The 18,526-nt window shown below is 66.7% G+C and carries 15 protein-coding genes and 6 pseudogenes; 16 read left to right on the plus strand and 5 right to left on the minus strand.

All coding sequences use genetic code 11. The annotated features are described in order from the left end of the window. Together HLK59_RS51510 and HLK59_RS51515 are read left to right on the plus strand one after the other, a co-directional pair. Window positions 1-241: transposase family protein (locus tag HLK59_RS51510; protein WP_240982888.1), on the plus strand; the 241-nt coding region annotated here is incomplete at its 5' end. A gap of 156 nt (window positions 242-397) precedes the next feature. Then, a pseudogene (locus HLK59_RS51515) lies at window positions 398-768 on the plus strand (transposase); the annotation flags it as partial. Here HLK59_RS51515 and HLK59_RS38370 read toward each other — a convergent pair. From HLK59_RS38370 to HLK59_RS38380, 3 genes are all read right to left on the minus strand, one after another. Continuing rightward, window positions 769-1,374, minus strand: coding sequence for a hypothetical protein (locus tag HLK59_RS38370; RefSeq protein WP_171146262.1), 606 nt, complete (start codon window positions 1,372-1,374; stop codon window positions 769-771). A gap of 109 nt (window positions 1,375-1,483) precedes the next feature. After that, window positions 1,484-1,900 (minus strand): hypothetical protein, encoded by a 417-nt coding sequence (locus HLK59_RS38375; RefSeq protein ID WP_171146263.1) that lies wholly within the window; start codon window positions 1,898-1,900, stop codon window positions 1,484-1,486. 129 nt (window positions 1,901-2,029) lie between these two features. Next, window positions 2,030-2,425: a hypothetical protein gene (locus HLK59_RS38380; RefSeq protein WP_171146264.1), complete on the minus strand. Its 396-nt coding sequence runs from the start codon at window positions 2,423-2,425 to the stop codon at window positions 2,030-2,032. Window positions 2,426-2,539: 114 nt separating this feature from the next. Here HLK59_RS38380 and HLK59_RS38385 point away from each other — a divergent pair. Together HLK59_RS38385 and HLK59_RS38390 are read left to right on the plus strand one after the other, a co-directional pair. Further along, a pseudogene (locus tag HLK59_RS38385) lies at window positions 2,540-2,776 on the plus strand (transposase family protein); the annotation flags it as partial. A 464-nt stretch (window positions 2,777-3,240) separates the two neighbouring features. Beyond that, a complete protein-coding gene (locus HLK59_RS38390) occupies window positions 3,241-3,849 on the plus strand; it encodes a HutD family protein (protein WP_171146265.1) in 609 nt (202 codons plus the stop codon). Between the two features lie 55 nt (window positions 3,850-3,904). Here HLK59_RS38390 and HLK59_RS38395 read toward each other — a convergent pair. Next, window positions 3,905-4,458, minus strand: a pseudogene (locus HLK59_RS38395) (allantoate amidohydrolase); the annotation flags it as partial. After that, a pseudogene (locus tag HLK59_RS38400) lies at window positions 4,445-4,963 on the minus strand (urocanate hydratase); the annotation flags it as partial. The pseudogenes HLK59_RS38400 and HLK59_RS38395, both read right to left, overlap by 14 nt. Before the next feature lie 272 nt (window positions 4,964-5,235). On the opposite strand from HLK59_RS38400, the pseudogene HLK59_RS52500 reads away from it, so the two are divergent. The 12 genes and pseudogenes from HLK59_RS52500 to HLK59_RS38455 form a co-directional block, all read left to right on the plus strand. Beyond that, a pseudogene (locus HLK59_RS52500) lies at window positions 5,236-5,496 on the plus strand (IS5/IS1182 family transposase); the annotation flags it as partial. 508 nt (window positions 5,497-6,004) lie between these two features. Beyond that, the gene (tcuA, locus tag HLK59_RS38405; protein WP_171146266.1) at window positions 6,005-7,453 is read left to right on the plus strand and encodes an FAD-dependent tricarballylate dehydrogenase TcuA; all 1,449 of its coding nucleotides are present in this window, start codon (window positions 6,005-6,007) and stop codon (window positions 7,451-7,453) included. A gap of 246 nt (window positions 7,454-7,699) precedes the next feature. Beyond that, entirely contained in the window at window positions 7,700-9,076 is a 1,377-nt protein-coding gene (locus HLK59_RS38410; RefSeq protein ID WP_240982889.1) for a SidA/IucD/PvdA family monooxygenase, read from the plus strand. Window positions 9,077-9,096: 20 nt separating this feature from the next. After that, complete coding sequence (locus tag HLK59_RS38415; protein ID WP_171146267.1) at window positions 9,097-9,372, plus strand: MbtH family NRPS accessory protein; 276 nt, start codon at window positions 9,097-9,099, stop codon at window positions 9,370-9,372. Window positions 9,373-9,441: 69 nt separating this feature from the next. After that, window positions 9,442-9,855, plus strand: coding sequence for an aspartate 1-decarboxylase (panD, locus tag HLK59_RS38420; protein ID WP_171146268.1), 414 nt, complete (start codon window positions 9,442-9,444; stop codon window positions 9,853-9,855). 634 nt (window positions 9,856-10,489) lie between these two features. After that, window positions 10,490-10,630: pseudogene (locus HLK59_RS51520) on the plus strand (AAA family ATPase); the annotation flags it as partial. A 372-nt stretch (window positions 10,631-11,002) separates the two neighbouring features. Further along, complete coding sequence (locus HLK59_RS38430) at window positions 11,003-12,628, plus strand: siderophore-interacting protein (protein ID WP_206328091.1); 1,626 nt, start codon at window positions 11,003-11,005, stop codon at window positions 12,626-12,628. Between the two features lie 41 nt (window positions 12,629-12,669). Continuing rightward, the gene (locus tag HLK59_RS38435; protein ID WP_171146269.1) at window positions 12,670-13,656 is read left to right on the plus strand and encodes an ABC transporter substrate-binding protein; all 987 of its coding nucleotides are present in this window, start codon (window positions 12,670-12,672) and stop codon (window positions 13,654-13,656) included. A gap of 8 nt (window positions 13,657-13,664) precedes the next feature. Next, window positions 13,665-14,699, plus strand: a complete 1,035-nt coding sequence (locus HLK59_RS38440) for an iron chelate uptake ABC transporter family permease subunit (RefSeq protein WP_346779911.1) — start codon at window positions 13,665-13,667, stop codon at window positions 14,697-14,699. A gap of 68 nt (window positions 14,700-14,767) precedes the next feature. Continuing rightward, window positions 14,768-15,805, plus strand: coding sequence for an iron chelate uptake ABC transporter family permease subunit (locus tag HLK59_RS38445; RefSeq protein WP_171146270.1), 1,038 nt, complete (start codon window positions 14,768-14,770; stop codon window positions 15,803-15,805). A gap of 86 nt (window positions 15,806-15,891) precedes the next feature. Further along, window positions 15,892-16,689 carry an ABC transporter ATP-binding protein gene (locus HLK59_RS38450; RefSeq protein WP_346779912.1) on the plus strand — a complete coding sequence of 266 codons (798 nt, stop codon included), beginning with the start codon at window positions 15,892-15,894 and terminating at the stop codon, window positions 16,687-16,689. A gap of 105 nt (window positions 16,690-16,794) precedes the next feature. Continuing rightward, window positions 16,795-18,526 (plus strand): AMP-binding protein (locus tag HLK59_RS38455; RefSeq protein ID WP_171146272.1); only part of this gene is annotated, 1,732 nt, incomplete at its 3' end.

Below are 18,526 nucleotides of genomic sequence, written 5' to 3' on the forward strand. Positions count from 1 at the left end.
GCACACCGGCGACGGCTTCCGCCACCCGCACAAGAAGCCCGCCGGAAGCGAACTGACCCAGGCCCAGCAGACCTACAACAAGGTCATCCGCGGCATCCACGGCGTCTGCGAGCGCGCCAACTCCCTGCTCAAGACGACCTTCAAGGCCCTGCGCATGGTCAGCCTCGACCCCAGCCGCATCACGCAGATCGCCGCCGCAGCTCGCGTCCTGCTCCAACTCGAGTACGACCGCACCATCTGATCAATCACACAACGTCATGATCCGTTACTGGGAAAGGCTCAGTGAGTCCGTGCCGCTGAGACGTCATCCGCTTTTCGATCACGGTGCCGGCCTCGTCGAACAGGGGTTCCTGATTGGGTGATCGCGTGGGGCCGACGCACGGCAGCAGGGACTGGGACTCTGCTGGACGGCTTACGCATCCGCGCCGCGGACCCGGGCCGCCCGCGCAGCTGGCCGGACCTGGTCCGCGGCGCCAGGGCGTATTCGAGCTGGGCGATCCGCCACCTGCTGCGGCGCCGGGGCATCGCCGCCACGATCCCCGAGTGCCGCGGCCAGGAGGCCACCCGCCGACGCCGGGGCGTCTTGGCGGCCGACCACCCGCCTTCGACAAGGAGATCTACCGCGACCGCAACGTGATGGAGAGATGCTTCGCCCGCCTCAAGCAGTTCCGCGCGGTCGACGCACGCTTCGGCAAACTCGCCGACCGCTACCGCGCCGGAGTCGTCCTGGCCTCTCTGTTCCTCTGGCTCCGCGAACCAGCCAGGTGATCATCCGCCGGTCCGGCCTGAGCGGGTGCAGCGGGCCCGGTGTGCCCGGCACTCGTCAAGAGCCTGCGCCACGGCCCCATGCTCGTTCTCGTCCGCTGGTTCGAGGAGTTCCCCAGCACTTACGAGGGCTTCCCAGAATTCCGCAGGCCGACTGCGGGTGTCACGTGGACCGCTGCGCGCAAGTGAGCAGAACGCGCTTGCCAACTCGCCCATGACAAACCAGCGCGAGAGGCTCAGAGCAAGACCGCTCGCCACGCCGCCCATGGCACCCATCGCGGTCCGCAGGTGTTCCGCGATCAGCAGCTCCCGTTCGTCGAGTTGCTTGGCAACGTCGAACACACCGAGCGTCTCCATAAGTCCGCCGTACAGCTCTTCTTCGCCCGGGTGCAACTCGCTCTGCACCCGCGCTGGGTCACCGTGGAGGCGGCGTAGTAACTCCGACTCTGGGATTCCCAGCGCCTGACCGACGGCCAGCACTGCGTCCCACCACCACCGCGTCTGCGCGGCGAGTTCGCTGCAGACCGCGGCTGGCGTCGCCCCCGCCCGCAGTCGTTCCCCGGCCGCCACGCTCAAGGCCTCGATGACATCAGTTCCGCCGCTCGACATCGCGCCCCCTCTGGCCCCGCCAGGCCGACTGCCTGACCTGGTGGCAGTCATTCTTCCCCGCGGACCTGGAAAGGGTTGGCCCGGGGCGGCAAGAATGCCCAGACAGGCCCTAAAGGCAATGCCGTTGATTTACGCGGCTGGGTGGACGGATGGTCACGGCTTCGGTGGGTGGTCTGGTGGGCTGGGGCCAGGTGTGGTGTCCGGCCCGTTTGAGCTGGTAGTTGGACATCTTGCGTTTCACGACGCGAGGTTGGGCCCGCAATCGCCATGGCGGCGGGAGCCGGTCCAGCAGGTCGTCACGGAGCCGGATCAGGGTGGTGACCAGCTGTTCAGGGGAAACGACGCCGGGCGATGTGGTGACACTGCGGCGGGCTGCACGCAGGGTCTCGGTGAATGAGAGCCGGTCGGGATCGATAGCGGGGGCGGCTGCGGTTCTGCAGATCAGGATCCTCCGTGCTCGGTGCACCAGCAGATGCGCCCAGATCTGCTGGTGCACGCCGTCCGGGGTCTTGCTCGCCAGCACCACGCGCGGCCGCGTTGAGCGGTTTCAAGTTGAGATTTCTTCGGCATGCCTGCCTCCACGACCTGCTTCTCGAAGGTGAGGTTCTGCAGGTAGTGGCGGCTACGGTCGGGCAGAGGACAGATGCGGATCAGCTCAGGGCTCGAACGAGTCCTTGGTGCTGGGCCTCCGAAAGCGTTTGACACCGCTGCAGGCCAAGAGCTCGGTCCCGGTGGCGTCGAAGTACAGATTGAAGAACCAGATCCGGTCTGCTGCGTCGATGGTCCCGGTAAGCAGTTGCTCGCCGCGGTGCCGTGCGAGGATCTCAACGGTTTCGTCGAGGCCGATGGTCTCGGGCAGGCCACGCTTCAACGACCGTCTCAACCTTGTTGCGGCGATGCCGGCGACCATCCAGTGGGGTGCCGCCCCGTCCACAACCCTTACCTCGGCGCCGGCGGCGATGGCCTCGCGTGCCGGCTTGCACGCGCTCGTCTGGTTGGTGAGCATCACGGTGATGTCGGGCTGGCTTGGGTGCTCGGCTTCGGTGGCCATGGGGTGACTGTAGAGACTGAACGTGGACGTTGCTACAGGATGTGGCGTGGCCGGCGCTGGGCAGGGAGGCAGAGGATCGCGATGTTGTGCCGGGCATCATGGAATGATCTTGTGGTGGCTGGTGTGATCACGGCGTCGGAGTCGTCTTGGACAACCCCGTTCAGCGGGCTGAGTCGGCGTTCCTTCAGGAAGCTGGTGACCGCGCTGCGCCGCGAAGGTGCGGATCCGGTCCGCAAGGGCCGACCGTGGTCCCTTCCGCTGGAGGACCGGGTACTGCCCGTGTCGGCCTACTGGCGCACGAATTTGACGATGCGCCAACTCGCGCCGCTCTTCGGCGTCTCAAAGTCCGCAGGCCTCACCTGCGCCCTTGACCAGGTCAGGCGGGACCCGGGCTTCTTCCTCGTCCCCGGACACGACCTCTCCGGCGGCTGATGACAGCCGTTTACTCCCCCGCTCGCGAATTCTTCACCCTGCCGACCGCGCCCAAGGCCCACTACGCGGCCACTGTCGGCCGACGTGGCTGGCTCGCGAAGGGAACAGGAGATGGACACCCAGGGAAAGGAGTCACGCGGTTGTCACTGAGCCGGAGCGTGATAGAGGACAGGGCCTGGTCCCAAGGCCCGATACTCCCCTCGCCGGGGGGCACCCGGTTCTCCGCGCTCGGCCTGCGCGTAGGCTGCCCGTGGGCTCAGTGATCACGTGCCTGGACTCACTCGCACAACCCGACGGCCGAGGGACCCAGTGGCGGTTCGTGGTGGCCCAGGTTCACGGGCGAAGGCAGTCGGGCGGACGACCGAACGAAAAGGCGGCATCGGATGGGCGGAGATGTTCTGCGCTGGAGCGAGTACCGCAGTATGCCGTGGAAGAACGGCGGCGGTACGACCAGGGAAGTGACGTCAGGCCTCATGCCCGTGCCCCCGGCCCCAGCCCCGGCCAGGCGTGATGACGGCTTCGACTGGCGGGTGAGTGTCGCGGACGTGGACGCGGGAGGTCCGTTCTCTGCCTTTGCTGGAATCGACCGCGTGATCACCCTGGTCGAAGGTGCGGGCATGGTACTGACCGTGGACGGGACCCCCCATCCGGTCGAACCGTTGAGCCCGTTCGCCTTCTCCGGAGACGCGACGACGGACTGTCGGCTGGAAGCGGGCGCGGTGCGCGACATGAACGTGATGACGCGCAGGGGCCGGGCCACGGCACACGTACTGATGAGCACCGTCGCCTCCGCACAAGGCACGGAGATGGCGTGCGCTGCGGGCGAGACCCTGCTCGTCATGGCCGCCACCGAGGGAATCGCCGTCATCGGACCCGACGGCCGGGAGACGGCGCTCGGCCGTCTTGACTGCGTACGTCACCAAGGCCCGGGAGCGCTGACTCTACGGGGCGACGGCACGGTGGCCGAGATCAGGATCACCGCTACGCCCTGACCCTGGAAATCAGGCGGGCACCCGCCCGGCCATCCACCCGTCTACGCCTTGAGGGGCGAGGGACAGGCAGTTCGACGAGCGCCCCGATCCGGGCCAGCCGTTCGAGGTCCGGCTCGATGCCCTCCAGGTCATAACCGGCGCCCTTCACCGCCTGGGGTAGGGTGATCTCCCTCCCCGTCGGTCAGCCGGTACGCCTGCTCCACGGTGAGCTGCCCCGAGGTGAGCCGCGAGCCGACGCAGGCCAACCCGAACCGGGCACCCTCCTCGTCACCGAAGTTGACGATGGCCAGGGGCTTGGTGAACGTCGCCCGGCGGGCGCGGAGTTCATCGAGCGCGGCGAAGGAGGACACGACACCAAAGGGCCCGTCGAAGGCACCACCATCCGGCACGAAGTCCAGACACGACCCCGTGACCACGACGTGCCCGGCGTCCGGCTCCCCGAGTCAGGCCCAGCGGCTCCCGTTCCGGTCCACCCCGTAGCTCAGCCCCGCGCGCCGCAGCCTGCTCCTCGAACCAGGCCCAGCACTCGGCATCGGCCCCGTTCCACGCGAACCGTCGGTCGGGCCGCCACTCTGCGGGCGGCCCTCTTGCTGCGTCACGCGTCGTCACCTTCACGCATCGGCACCCGCACGCCCCGCTCGTCGGCGACGGACACCGCGATGTCGTAGCCCGCGTCCACGTGCCGGATGACGCCCATGCCGGGGTCGTTGGTCAGCACGCGCCGGATCTTCTCACCGGCGAGCTTCGTGCCGTCGGCCACGGACACCTGGCCCGCGTGGATGGAGCGGCCCATGCCGACGCCGCCACCGTGGTGGATGGAGACCCAGCTGGCGCCCGAGGCCACATTGACCATGGCGTTCAGCAGCGGCCAGTCGGCGATGGCGTCCGAGCCGTCGAGCATCGCCTCCGTCTCGCGGTACGGCGACGCCACCGATCCGGAGTCGAGGTGGTCGCGGCCGATGGCCAGCGGAGCCGCCAGCTCGCCGCTCGCCACCATGTCGTTGAACCGCTCGCCGGCCTTGTCGCGCTCGCCGTAGCCGAGCCAGCAGATACGGGCGGGCAGGCCCTGGAAGTGGACCCGCTCGCCGGCCATCTTGATCCAGCGGTGCAGGGACGCGGCCGACTAGGGCGCGCTGCCCGGCGCCTACCGCAAGATCCCGGCCATCGCGCGGGAGGCCAACGGCCCGGTGCAGGTCAGGGCGGTCGGCGAGCGGCTGAGGCTGGACGCCTCGGTGCGCGGCAAACTGGAATCTCTGCGGGCGAAGATGACCAAGCCCGCCGACCGCGGCTGGCTGCACAAACGCCCTGACGGACAGTTCACCGCACGTCCAAAACCGCGCAGGGCACGCCCGTAACTGATGTGCTCCCGACGACAGTTGAGTTTATGTGACGAAAAGTAGCAGTTCCGCCGAGGGCTCTGACGGCCTTGTCTGCACCGCCCGCCTGCCGCTGTCGAGTGCCACCCTGAACTGACTCGCCAACCTGATACGCGGCCACCTCAAGAAGATCGGCTCGCGGTGGCGTGCCCTGCCCCTGGGGAAGATCGCCGCTGTCGTGCCGGCAGTGCTGGGCTGTGACCAGCGACCCGGCGATCTGGCCGACGGCAACGGAGTGCACCGCACCACCGTGACGCGATGCGTGAGGGAGGCTCGGCCGGCTGACGCCCGTCGAATTCGAGATCGTCATGACCACACCGGCCCTCCAGGCCGCGTGACCGAATCTGCCACCCGAACCTGCATCAGACCCGCCGCCCGGTCGGGCCCGCGCAGATGCACCGGATCGCGGCCACGGCGCGCACGGCACTCAACGACGCGATGTACAGCGAGGCGCGGTTGATCACCTTCAATCCGGCCGTCAAGCTACCGCGCACGCCCCTCGCCCGACTCGTCACATCAGTGGCAGTGGCAGTGGCAGTGGCAGTGGCAGTGGCAGTGGCAGTGGCCCAGAACACACGAACATTCAATTTAGGTAAGGCTAAGCTACATTGCTGCAGGCTGAGTGGCGGACCAAGGACCGGCCGCAGCTCACACGGATGTTGCCGCCGCTCAGCTTGGCCACGGTCGATGCCGGCCGGTCGGGTCATCGGTGGCAATTCACCTGGGTTGACAGGCAGCTTGGCTGCCGAAGGAATGTGACTGTCGGCGGAGAGGTGGACATGCGCGATCCGGAGGTTGTTGTGGTGGGCGGCGGAAACGCCGGTTACTGCGCGGCTCACGCGGCGGCCGAGCGTGGCCGACGCGTAGTGCTGCTGGAGAAGGCGCCGCGGGCGCATGCCGGTGGGAACAGCTACTACACCCTGGGTTCGACCCGGATGGTGCACGACGGGCTCGGCGACCTGCTCGAGATCCTCGAGCCTGATGAGCGTCACGCACGTACTGAGGTCCCGCCGTACTCGGCGGCGGAGTTCCTGGCCGATCTGGACCGGGTCACCGGAGGGCGAGGCGACAGGGAACTTGCCGAGGCCGTCGTCGAAGGCTCGCGTGACGCTGTCCGCTGGCTGCATGCATTGGGACTGCGATTCCAGCTGATGTACGAGAGGCAAGCTCATGAGAGTCCCGACGGGACCTTCGTGTTCTGGGGTGGATCGCATGTGTGCAACGTCGACGGCGGACCTGGGCTGATGTCGGACCATGAGCGCGTCGCATCACGACTCGGAGTCGACGTGCGCTACGACAGCTCGGTCACGGGGCTGATGGCTGATGGCGGTTCGGTCGTTGGCGTTCGGATAGGCGATCAGGAGCTTCCAGCGGAGTCGGTGGTGATCGCCAGCGGCGGTTTCGAGGCGAACGCGCAATGGCGTCAGCGCTACCTGGGAGACGGCTGGCAGCACGCGAAGGTGCGTGGCACGCCGTACAACACCGGTGACCTGATCCGCGCGGCTCTGGAGATAGGTGCAGATCGTGGAGGCGACTGGTCGACTTGCCATAGCGTTCCTTGGGACGCGTCATTTCCCGAGAACGAGAGCAATCGCGCCTTGACGAACCGACTCAGCCGGTATGGCTATCCGCTCGGCATCGTTGTCAACCGCCGGGGTCACCGGTTCTTCGACGAAGGCGCGGACTTTCGCAACTACACATACGCGAAGTACGGCAAGGTGATCCTCGAACAGCCGGGTTCGGTAGCCTTTCAGGTATTCGATGCAAAGTCGCGCCCGATGCTGGCGGCGTACGAGTACGAGATGCCCGGGATCATCCCGGTTGTCGCCAACAGCGTCGAAGAGCTTGCCGTGGCCATGGATGTCGATGTCGACGGATTCGTGCAGACGGTTCGCGAGTTCAACTCATCGATCGACACCAGCCGTCCGCTCGATCCGACGATAAAGGACGGCCGCAGCGCAGCGGTGGAGCCCGTCAAGAGCAATTGGGCATCGGCGGTCGAGGCGCCGCCGTACTACGCGTATCCGGTGACTTGCGGAATCAGTTTCACCTTCGGCGGCCTTCGCGGCGACGTTGATGGCCGGGTGCTTGATCGGTCCGGTGAGCCCATCCCCGGACTCTTCGCGTGCGGTGAAGCGCTCGGGGGGCTCTTCAGCGCGAACTACCCGACAGGTGCTGGTCTGACTGCGGGAATGGTGATCGGGCGACGTACCGGCTCGCTCGCCTGATCAACCACCCAGGACACGAGCACACTTGCGGCCGGATGCCGCCGTGCGGCCCGTATGCCTCGAGACGAGCGTCGGCCGCCGATCGGACCGGCGATCACCTCAGAGCTGTGTCGCGGTGACATGCGCCGCACGCCAACCAAAGTTAGGCTTACCTAAGTCATTTGTGCTATGGTCGGCCCTTCATGAGGGCTGTCCGGTCGTCGCGTCGTTCGTTCGCGACCTGTGGCAAAAGGGGTCAATTTCCGGATGACTATGAATGAGTTGATTCAGGGTGGTGACCGTCGTCTCGGATCGGGAGATCGTGCCGACGGTGAGGTCGACATTCTTGGTATCGGTTTTGGCCCGTCAAATCTCAGCCTGGCGATCGCGATTGAGGAACTCAATGAGCGCCGTCGTGCCGGCCGACGGCTGACGGCGAGGTTCGTCGATGCCCGGCAGCGGTTCGGGTGGCATGACGGGATGTTGTTGCCGGGCACGACCATGCAGATCAGTTTCCTCAAAGATCTGGTCTCGCTGCGGAACCCGACCAGTCCGCTCACGTTTCTGAACTATCTGCATGAGCAGGGGCGGCTGTCCGACTTCATCAATCTCAAGACGTTCTTCCCGACGAGACGCGAGTTCCACGGTTACCTGAGCTGGGCTGCGAGCCGGATCGACCTTCCGGTCTCCTACGGTAAGAGGGCGACCTGTATCGACTGGAACGGCGGGCGGTTCGAGGTCACGCTCGAGTCCGTGGTCGACAGCTCGGAGGTGACAAAGGTCGCGGCACGTCATGTCGTGATCGGCTCCGGTATTCAGCCGGTGCTGCCCGAGGGGATCGTGCCGGGCGCCCGGGTGTTCCACAACCACCAACTGCTGAACAGACTCGCCGAGTTGCCCTCGCGGCAGCACGGCCGCTTCCTTGTCGTAGGGTCCGGGCAAAGTGCGGCAGAGGTCGCTGCGTACCTGCACGACTCATATCCCGATGCGGAAGTGCACGCGTCCTTCCGCCGGTACGGCTATACCCCGTCCGATGACACGCCCTATGCCAACCGCATCTTCGATCCGGAGGCGGTTGACGAGTTCTACACGGCACCGCCGGAGCTCAAGCAGCAACTGCTGAACTATCACTGGCCGACCAACTACTCCGCCGTCGATGCCGACCTCATCAAGGATCTCTACCAGCGTGAGTACGACGAAAGCACGCGTGGTGTACGTCGGCTGATCGTGCACCGAGTCACCGGGATCGAGCGGCTGAGCGAGGGCTCCGACGGGGTCACCATGACGATCCGTGACCTGGGAAACCGGGGCGACACCACGCTCGAGGTCGACGCTGCCGTCTTCGCCACCGGGTTCCGTCCCGCAGACACCCGCAGCATGCTTGGGCCGAGCATTGACGGGTCGTCCTCGTTCGAGGGGGATCTCCCGATAGTCGAGCGTGACTACCGGCTGCGTCTGCGCAGCGTTCCCGAACGGATCTTCCTCAATGGCGGGGTCCAGCACAGTCACGGGTTGACCTCCTCTCTGCTGTCCAACGTCGCGGTCCGCGCCGCCGACATTCTGCGTGCGATCACCGACGAGCAGCCCGATCACCCCGCCACCCAGCAACGATTGCCTGCCGCGATCCGGACCGACCCCCGATAGGACAACGAGGAGCAGCGCTCATGGCCCAGAACCCGTTCGACGACGACAACGGTTCCTTCTACGCGCTGATCAACCGCGAGGAGCAACACTCGTTGTGGCCGACATTCAAGCCGGTGCCAGCCGGTTGGAGCATCGCGTACGGCGAACCCGGCGGCAGACCGCGTCAGGAAGTACTCGACTGGATCGACGAGCACTGGACCGACATTCGCCCGAAGTCGTTGCGCGATCACATTTCCCGGAACGAGACACACAACACCGGTAAGGCCGCCGGCACCTCCGATGGCGCCCTTGCTTAGCAAGACGGCCCGAACACCATCGACTGATCCCGCAGAACCCACCCCGCACAACTCACAGAGGAGCCGGACATGCTTCGCGAAGTCCTGGGCGGAAAAATCCACCGCGCCACCGTCACCCAGGCCGACTTGCACTACGTGGGTTCGCTGACACTCGATGAAGACCTCGCGCGTGCCGCGGGCCTGACCGAAGGCGAGAAAGTCCAGGTCGTCGACATCACCAACGGGGCCCGTCTCGAGACCTACATCATCATCGGGCCCGCCGGAGGTGGCGACATCTGCATCAACGGCGCGGCGGCACATCTCGTCCACCCCGGCGACCTGGTGATCATCATGTCTTTCGTGCTGGCCGAGGAGTCCGAACTGGTCGGCTACCAGCCCAAGGTCGTACACGTCGACGCCACCAACCGCATCATCGCCTTGGGCAACGACCTCGCCGAGCCGGTCCCAGGGGCGGACGATCAGGTTTCTGGTCGCGTGAGGTGAGCCTTCGACACCAAGCCGGTGATATCGCGAACGGGTGCTGGTGGGCGGCATGGTTCTCCGCCAGCAACAGCAGTGGCCCACTGAACGTGAGCCGGCCACCGGCACCCGACTCGACCAGTGTGGTTTCGTAGGCGAGTTCCGACACCACTGGTTTGGTGGCAGAAGGTCGATCTCTACGCCGCGGTCCGTCGTGAGCTCGTGCCGGGCTGACGAATCGGGCGTCGCAGCGTGAGTACGGGGTTGGGCTACCGCGCAATCGCTTCGGCGTTGGGGCCAGTGCGGCCTTCGCCACGCAAGCAGCGTCAAGCTGGCCAGCGCGCAGGTCACACTCTATCTGGGCTCGTCTCGGTCGTCGTATTCGGCAAGGCCGTGCACCGGGTGTTGATGGCGTCCCGCCGAGTGGTGTAGCCGATCAAGCTCACTGAATCCCAGGTTGCGGCCCCAAATCGCCCTCATCGGAGGGCCTGTTGAGGCTCGCCGGACCGGGACCAGCGGTGATCGCACGACGGCCGGCAGCGGCACGAACCGGACGGCTCCGAAGCGGAGGCGACGGACCGTGATCGGCTGCACCACGACAGGGGACACGACCCGGGTGCTCGCCTCCTCCGGCCAGCAGGCCTTCCTCGAGGGCTCCGCCAACCCCGACGTCGACCCCGCCGTCGTGCACTCACTGGCCAACCGTGAATGGGTGAAGAAGGGCCTGCCACTATGCCTGTTCGGCGACTTCGGCACCCGTAAATCGCACCTGATGATCGCCTTCGGCACGGAAGCCGCCCGCCACGGCCGGGTTGATCTGCTCCGCATTGATCTATCCCGACACTGCGACCATGCCGGAAACGGTACCCGGCTCGCTCACAACCGCACGGTGCTTCCACCCGTCTACGGGAATCCAGGTGCCCGCTCCGGTCTTGAGTAGGAACGCCTCAGCGCCGTCGATGTGTACGTGTGCTGTGCCGGTGTGGACCCAGATCAGCAACGGGCGGCGGTGATGACCTGGCGAACCCGACCTGCTCCCGAAATCGACGGCGGGCAGCCGGTGTTCACCGCTGGCTTTTGAGGTAAGGGTTACCTAATATGAGCCGAGGCTTGCGTCGACGGGGCGCGGCTTCATCAGCCCGGAAACAGATCGGAAAGGCCCGCTCTCAGCATGCCGAAGACCTCACGCCGTCTCACGGCGCACCCCATGAACCTGCGGGAGGTCGAAGTCGTGCGGGTCGTGGACCTGACGCCGGGGATGCGACCGATCACGCTGAGCGGCGAGCAACTCTTCGAGTGCACCTCGGCGAACGGCTTCCCTCAGTCGGCCTTCGACTCCCCTGGATTCAATGACGACATCCGTCTGATGTTCCGTCACCCCGGCCGTGCCGAGCCGGTGCAGCGGGAGAACGGCGTGGACCTGCCGAGGAACCCGCAGCCCCTGTCGAAGGTCTCCACGGTGCGTCGCTGGGACCCCGAGGCAGGCGAGCTGGGCGCGGACCTCGTCAGGCACGGCGTCGGCGTGGGTACCACCTGGGCGTACCGCGCCCAGGTCGGTGACCGCATCTACTTCTACGGCCCGAGCCTGTCTCGTGCGCTCCGGCACGACACGCACTGGCTCCTTGTCGCCGGTGACGACACTGCGATCCCCGCGATCGCCCGCATACTCGACGAACTCCCTGACAACGCGCGGGCACAGGTGTTCGTCGAGGTCGCCGGGGATGCTCACCGGCTGGAACTGCGGGCGCTGCCCCACATCGAGGTGACCTGGTTGGTACGCGACGGCGCTGGGGCGGGTACGACCAGCCTCCTGCGGGACGCGGTCGGGAACACCAACTGGTGGGTGGGCCGCCCGTTCGCCTGGGCCGCCGGGGAGCATACGGCGGTACGGGATCTGCGCCGCCATCTGGTCGAAGACCGGGAAGTGCCGCAGGAGGACATCGAGTTCACCGGATACTGGCGCCGTGGCAAGGGCGTCGCCCTGGAGCCTGACGAGGCGGTACCCGCCCCCGAGACGTCGATCACGCCTTTCGAGAAGCGCCATGAACTGACCGCGCTGATCCGGCTGATCGCGATCCGCACCGCCGTCGAGCTGGGCGCACCCGCGCTGATCTCCCGCGGCGTCACCGGTGTCGCGGACCTGGCAGGCAGGACCGAAAGCCAGGATCGAGCGCTGGGCAAGCCGCTGCGCCACCTGCACGCTGTGGGCATCCTGACCGAGACCGAACCAGACCACTACGGCCTGACGGCGGTGGGCGAGGTTCTGACGAACGAGTTCGTCGTGGACACTCTGCACCCCGTTGGAGTGGCAGGTCGGGAGACTCTCGGCATCCACGGACTCACCGAATCGATCCACACCGGCCGTCCCTCCTACGCATCTGTGACCGGGCAGACCTTCGCTGACGTGCGAGCCGAACAGCGCTACGAGGACCGCTGCCTGGAACGCCTGGCAAAGTTCCAGTCCACGCCGACCGTGTCGATCGCCAAGTCCGAGCCACTCGCCGGAGTCCGGCATCTGGTGATCCACTCCGGCGGCGTGATCCAGCCATCCGTCTTCAAGCCCAGCCCGGCCTCCGACACCGTGTTCATCAGCCGCACCCTCAGCCCTACCCGACCCAGACGCCGCCCACGCCCTGGACAAGCACGACGGCGAAGCAGACCTGCTCGGCATCACCGTGCACAGCTCCCGCCTGCGCACCGCAGCCGAACTCGACTCGGTGGACTGGTCCGCACAACCACACACACCGTCGCATGGGGCACCACCGCGCACGAACTCGTGCCCGTCGGCACCCACTGACCTCCCGCACCTAAGTGAAGAAGAAAAGGAAGAGCACACCCATGACCACGACACCCCAGAGACGGCGCGGCGCGGCCCTGACCGCCGCGATCCTGAGCGCCGCGCTCGTCCTCACGGCCTGCGGCAGCGACGACGACAGTGGCGACAACGCCGGCGGCAAGACTGCCGAGACCCGAACCGTCAAGGCCGGCAACGGCGCCATCAAGGTCCCCGCCGCCCCGAAGCGGGTCGTCACGATCGGCAACACGGACCTGCCGTACATCGACATGGGTGGCAAGCCGGTGGGCGTCACCGGGGTGGCTGAGTCCGAACTCAGCTTGTTGCCGGAGGAACAGCGCGCAACGTTCGAGAAGGCCACGAACCTCGGTGACGAGGTGGATCTCGAAAAGGTCGCCAGCCTCAAGCCGGACCTCATCCTGGTCCAGATTCCCGATGCCGAGTTCAAGAAGATCGAGAAGCAGCTCAAGGCGATCGCCCCGACAGTCTTCTGGGGACTCGACACCGAGTGGAAGACGCTCGCCGATGCGATCGCGGAGGCCGGCAACGTGAAGGAGGCACTCGCCCAGCAGAAGGCGGACTACGAGGCACGCGTCACCAAGATGAAGCAGACGTACGCGGACCTCATCAAGAGCACCAAGTTCGTCAATCTCGACCGCTACTCGAACTCCGATCCCGGGACGTTCGTCATCGCGGACATCGGGTGCGTCGAAATCGCCCAGGACGACATCGGTCTGAACTTCCCCAAGGCAGCCGCCGGCGCCGACCCGTTGGCCTACACGTCCTTGCCTTTCGAGCAGCTCACGAAGCTGTCCAAGTACAACGTGATCACCTACCCCGCCGACGCCGAGGGCCAGCCGACAGAGGCCTTCGCGCCGGTGGTTGAGACCAACACCTGGAAGGCACTGTCAACCGTGAAGTCCGGTGACGCGCTCGGGGTCTTCTGCCCCGGGAACAACTCCTACGGCGCCGTTCTGCGGTACCTGGACTCGCTCAACACCGCACTGGCGACCCTCCCCGCCAAGAAGTGACGGACCTCGTGCTGCGACGACCCGTCGGTCCGGGCACCAAGACGGTGTCCGGACCGCGGCGTCGTCTGATCGGCCTGCTCGTCGCGCTCACCGTGCTCCTGGGGTTGCTGGTGGCGAGCATGATGATCGGTTCGACGGCCATCCCGCCCACCGTGGTGTGGGATGCCCTGTTCCATCCATCGAACGACATCGATCAGCTGGCGATCCGCGATTTCCGGCTGCCGCGCACCATCGTCGGACTGGTCGTGGGTACGGCGCTGGGGGTCTCCGGGGCGTTGATCCAGGCGCTGACCCGCAATCCGCTGGCCGATCCGGGCATCCTCGGAGTGAACGCGGGCGCCTCCTTCGCGGTGACGGTCGCCGTGGGGCTGCTCGGAGTCCGCGACATTCAGAGCTACATGTGGTTCGCCTTTGCCGGAGCGCTGATCGTCACACTCGTGGTGCTCGCCCTCGGGTCGACCCGACGCGGCCAATCGCCGGTGATGACGGTTCTCGCCGGGGTCTGCGTCGGCCTGGTGCTCAATGGTGCCGGCTCGGCACTGGAGCTGACCAACCCGGACGCCTTCGACGCGATGCGATCCTGGAACGCCGGTTCGATCGTGAGCCGCCCGCTCGACCTGCTGTGGCCGACCCTGCCGTTCTTCGCGATCGCGCTCATCCTGGCCTTCGCGGTGTCAGGCCCGCTCAACGCCATGGCCCTCGGCGACGAGCTGGCCGTCGCCCAAGGCGTCCGGCTGGTACGCACGCGGATCATCGCGATCATCGCGCTGACCCTGCTCGCCGGCGGCGCCACCGCGATCGCCGGGCCGATCGGCTTCGTCGGACTGATGGTCCCGCATGTCGCGCGCTGGATCGTCGGCCCGGACCAGCGCTGGATCTTCGCCTACAGCGTGCTGCTGGCCCCGATCCTGCTCCTGGCCTCCGACATTCTCGGGCGGGTCGTGATGCGGCCCGGCGAGATCCCCGTAGGCATCGTCACCGCCTTCGTGGGCGCCCCTGTACTCATCGCCCTGGTGCGGCAGAAGAAAGCGAGCGGGCTGTGAGCGCGCGCAGCGGATTCGATCCGCACCCTGGTTCCTCCCGGACGGCCTGGTCGCCGGGGACGCGCCGCGTGGACTTCGGGCGGCGGGTGCTGGTGCTGCGGCGTCGCAGTGTCGCGGTGCGGTTCGAGTGGCGCTCGGTCATCGTCTGCTCGATCCTCGCACTGGCGGTCGCCTGCATGGCAGTGCTCGCGCTGATGACCGGCTCGTACCAGCTCAGTCCAGGACAGGTGGTCTCCTCGCTGACCGGTGGCACAACCGGGCTCGTCCACGACATCGTGGTCGAGTGGCGGCTGCCCCGCGTCGCCGCGGCGCTGGTGTTCGGCGCCGCGCTGGGGGTGAGCGGCGCGATCTTCCAGTCGACGCTGCGCAACCCGCTCGCCGACCCTGGCATCATCGGGTTCACCGACGGCTCCTACACCGGGGCGCTGATCGTGATCCTCCTCATCAACGGAACCTACTGGCAGTTGGTCGGCGGAGCCCTGCTCGGCGGAATCGCGACGGCCCTCGCCGTGTACATGCTCGCCTACCGGCGAGGCGTGCAGGGGTTCCGCCTGATCATCGTGGGACTCGGCATCTCGGCGATGCTCGGCTCGCTCAACGTCTGGCTGATCCTCAAATCCGACCTGGACCAGGCGATGGCCGCCGCGGCATGGAGGGCCGGGTCACTCAACGGTGTCTCCTCGGCCCAGGTCGTCTTCGGCGGCTCCTGCATCGCCGTACTCCTGCTGCTGGCGGCGATGTTGAGCCGGACGATGCGGCAACTGGAGCTGGGTGACGACGCGGCCGCGGCCCAGGGAGTACGGGTCTCGGCAACCCGTCTCGGGCTGATCGTGCTGGGGGTGGCGTTGACGGCGACGGTCACGGCCGCGTCGGGCCCGATCGCGTTCATCTCGCTCGTCGCGCCACAGATCGGACGCCGACTGACCCGGGGCGCGGGGATCACCCTCGTTCCCGCCGCTCTGGTCGGCGCGCTGCTCTGTCTGACGGCGGACTACCTCGCCCAGCACGTCGCCCCAACCCCGTTGCCGGTCGGCATCATCACCGTCATGCTCGGTGGTGGGTACCTCGGCTGGCTGCTGATCACCGAGGCCAGGAGACGCCTTTGAGCACCAACACCAGCGCTGTCGACGGTCTTGCGGCAGCGGCAGACGCACCCGCGTCCACTCCGCACCCGAGCGGCTCACGACTCCACGTGGAGTCGGCGACGATCGGCTACGACAAACGCGTCATATCCCGAGAGCTGTCGGTGGCGATCCCCGACGAGTCGTTCACCGTGATCGTGGGTCCGAACGCGTGCGGCAAGTCCACCCTGCTACGCGGCCTGTCCCGGCTGTTGAAACCGTCGGCCGGGCAGGTCGTTCTCGACGGCGCCGACATCAACTCCTTCAAGACCAAGGAGGTGGCGCGGCGGGTCGGACTGCTGCCGCAGACCTCCATCGCCCCAGAGGGCATCACCGTGGGCGATCTGGTGGCCAGGGGCCGGTATCCGCATCAGGGGTTCATCAGGCAGTGGACCGAGGCCGACGAGCAGGCCGTACTGCGGGCGATGGACCAAACCGCGGTCACCGACCTGTCCGGCCGCCTGGTCGACGAGTTGTCGGGTGGTCAGCGCCAGCGGGTGTGGGTGGCCATGGCGCTCGCGCAGCACACCAGCATCATGCTGCTCGACGAGCCGACCACCTTCCTCGACATCACCCATCAGATCGAGCTGATGGAGCTGTTCACCGACCTGCACCACGTCGGCCACACCCTGGTCGCCGTGCTGCACGACCTGAACCATGCCGCCCGCTATGCCACCCACCTGATCGCCATGAAGGACGGCCGTGTCGTCGCCGAAGGCCCGCCGGCCGAGATCGTGACCGCCGACCTCGTGCACGAGGTCTTCGGGCTCCGCTGCCTCGTCGTACCCGATCCGGTCGCCGGTACCCCGTCAGTCGTGCCCTTGGGCCGTGAACGTCCACCAGCGGCACCCGCAACCGAAACGACCTGACCCCGCACACCTAGATTATAAGGTTAGCCTAACCTTCATTAATGTTGCGGCGATTCCTGCCCCGGTCGGCTCGACCTGGTCTCAAGAGAAGTGGGAGTGCTTCCGTTGACGGCTCTTGATCGTGTGCAGTTGACTGCGAGTCAGCGGGGCAACTGGGTGGCTCGGAAGCTTGCTCCCGAGTCCTCGGTGTTTGGTGCGGGTCAGCTGATCTGGCTGGAGGGTCCGGTCGATCCGGTCGTGTTCGCGTCGTCGGTGAGTGCTGTGTTCGCGGAGACGGATGCGCTACGGGTGCGTTTCGGTGACGATGACGGCGTTCCTTTCCAGTACGTCGACACCGCCATGACGCTCTCGACGGAGATCGTCGATGCCGGGCTGGGTGATGACCGGGTCCGGGTGCTGGCGCGCGGGCAGCTCTCGGCGGCGCCGACTGCCGCGGGCGGGGAGCCGGCGACGAAGTCGATGCTTGTCCGGCGTGAGAACGGTGCCTGGGCGTGGATCCTGATCACCGACATCCTGCTCGTCGACGGCTACAGCATCTCTTTGTTCATCCGCCGTGTCGCCGAGGTCTATTCCGCGCGCCGGACCGGCGACCCGGTCCCGGAGCGCTGGTTCGGTGCTCTGGAAGACATCACGGACTCCAGCAGGCACGCTGATTCCGATGCCGAGGAAGATCTCGCGTACTGGAGCGGTGTCCTCGGGGTCGGGGGCACCACTCAGGTGGAGGACCTGTCGGAAGTCTTCGTAGCCTCGAGCCAGCCGGTTTCCGTTCCGATAGCCGACGACACCTATGCGAAGGTTCAGCAGTCCGCCCGTGCCGCGCGGGTTTCCTGGACCGATGCCCTGATCGCCCTGTGGGGCGTCTACTCGGCTCTGGTCGAGGGTCGTGACTGTGTAGCGGTCCGGGTTCCCTTGATGTTGCGCGATGACCGCGAAGCATTGAAGACACCGAGTGCGCTTTCGAGGGCGATCCCGGTTGTCACCGCGATCAGCCCGTATCACGTCTTTGCCGATGTCCTTGGTGTCGTCGCGGACCAGTTGAGGACTTCCCGGCGTCACGCCACTGCAGAGGATCACCAGATCGCGCGTTCGTGGCCGGATGGTCAGGCGTCGTATCTGGCACTTCCGACGATCAACATCAGACTTTTCGAATCGATGCCGCGCCTGGGCGGTATCGATGCGGTCCCCGAAACCATCAGTACCGGCCCGGTCGGGTCACTGGACCTCGCGGTCTACCGCCATCCCGGTACCGGAATCCGGCTGGAGCTGTCCACGGGCTCCACCACCGGCAACCCGCATTGGCACGCTGAGCAGTTCAGCCATTTCCTCAGCACCGCCCTCCGTGGTTCCCCCACCCAGACGCTGCATCAGCTGAGCACCGGGTTCACACCCGGTGCTGATGGTCCGGATCCGGCGTGGGCACAAGGCGAGACGCCCGACGTTCCTCGGGTGACTCTTGACGAGTTGGTGCGCCGGCAGGTCGCGGCGAGCCCGGGCACGATCGCGGTCATCGCTGATGACGGCACTGAACTCACCTATGGCGACCTTGACGCGCGGGTCAACGCTCTCGCCCACCAACTCGTCGAGGAGGGCGTGCGGGTCGGGAATCGGGTCGCGGTCGCACTGCCGCGCTCGGCCGATCTGGTGGTCGCCTTGGCCGGGGTGATCCGTGCCGGGGCGGCGTATGTGCCGATCGACCCCGACTACCCCGCCGAACGCATCAAGCACATTCTCGACGACGCCGCACCTGTGCTGGTCATCACCGATCACCACACCACAGGGATACATGAACACGTACTGGGTGAACATCCCGCACCGGTACTGCGGATCGACGATCACG

Source organism: Streptomyces sp. S3(2020) (genome assembly GCF_013044505.1).
In the GTDB taxonomy this organism is placed as follows: domain Bacteria; phylum Actinomycetota; class Actinomycetes; order Streptomycetales; family Streptomycetaceae; genus Streptomyces.

What these genes read in the sequence shown, in the direction of transcription:
- HLK59_RS38370 (WP_171146262.1), bottom strand. Translation starts at nt 1,374, where the DNA reads ATGTCGAGCGGCGGAACTGATGTCATCGAGGCCTTGAGCGTGGCGGCC.
- HLK59_RS38380 (WP_171146264.1), bottom strand. Translation starts at nt 2,425, where the DNA reads ATGGCCACCGAAGCCGAGCACCCAAGCCAGCCCGACATCACCGTGATG.
- HLK59_RS38390 (WP_171146265.1), top strand. Translation starts at nt 3,241, where the DNA reads ATGGGCGGAGATGTTCTGCGCTGGAGCGAGTACCGCAGTATGCCGTGG.
- tcuA (WP_171146266.1), top strand. Translation starts at nt 6,005, where the DNA reads ATGCGCGATCCGGAGGTTGTTGTGGTGGGCGGCGGAAACGCCGGTTAC.
- HLK59_RS38410 (WP_240982889.1), top strand. Translation starts at nt 7,700, where the DNA reads ATGACTATGAATGAGTTGATTCAGGGTGGTGACCGTCGTCTCGGATCG.
- HLK59_RS38415 (WP_171146267.1), top strand. Translation starts at nt 9,097, where the DNA reads ATGGCCCAGAACCCGTTCGACGACGACAACGGTTCCTTCTACGCGCTG.
- panD (WP_171146268.1), top strand. Translation starts at nt 9,442, where the DNA reads ATGCTTCGCGAAGTCCTGGGCGGAAAAATCCACCGCGCCACCGTCACC.
- HLK59_RS38430 (WP_206328091.1), top strand. Translation starts at nt 11,003, where the DNA reads ATGCCGAAGACCTCACGCCGTCTCACGGCGCACCCCATGAACCTGCGG.
- HLK59_RS38435 (WP_171146269.1), top strand. Translation starts at nt 12,670, where the DNA reads ATGACCACGACACCCCAGAGACGGCGCGGCGCGGCCCTGACCGCCGCG.